We start from the raw sequence: 443 nt of genomic DNA on the forward strand, positions 1-443 counted from the left end.
CCCTGCATTAACCTTCGCCATCTTGCAACGCGATAACGTGGTCATCGCGCTACCCAGGGATGTCGTCTCATGCCGGCAACCCTGCGTTTTTCATCTCGGGTACTTCTCATGCCGTTGGCCACTTCCCGCCTGCGCTGATCAATTTCTTGCGTATCGCCTCGATACGCTCAAGCTGGGGGGAGCCTTTCGGCGTACTGTCAAGCTCGATCTTGAGCACATTGGCGTATGTCACACCACCGTCATTGACGACGGTAGGGTCGGCTTTGTGCGATAACAAATAGTCGACGGAGTCCCACTGGCGGATTTGGGTCGCTCCGAAAATCGCGGTGTTGCCAAGCGAATCCTTGAGGTTCACATTTGCATTGTTTTCTACGAGCACGCGCAATTGAGGTAGAAGATTGTCTTCGGCAACTGCGAAAAGCAGGGGAGTGTCCCCGTCGTAT

General features: G+C 54.4%; 1 protein-coding gene. It reads right to left on the bottom strand.

Annotated features, from left to right (window positions below):
- Positions 1 to 106: 106 nt before the first annotated feature.
- Positions 107 to 443: ankyrin repeat domain-containing protein (locus SB717_RS33745; RefSeq protein WP_410907169.1), on the bottom strand; the 337-nt coding region annotated here is incomplete at its 5' end.

It is taken from the genome of Priestia sp. SIMBA_032 (assembly GCF_046535215.1).
Taxonomy (GTDB): Bacteria; Bacillota; Bacilli; order Bacillales; family Bacillaceae_H; genus Priestia; species Priestia aryabhattai.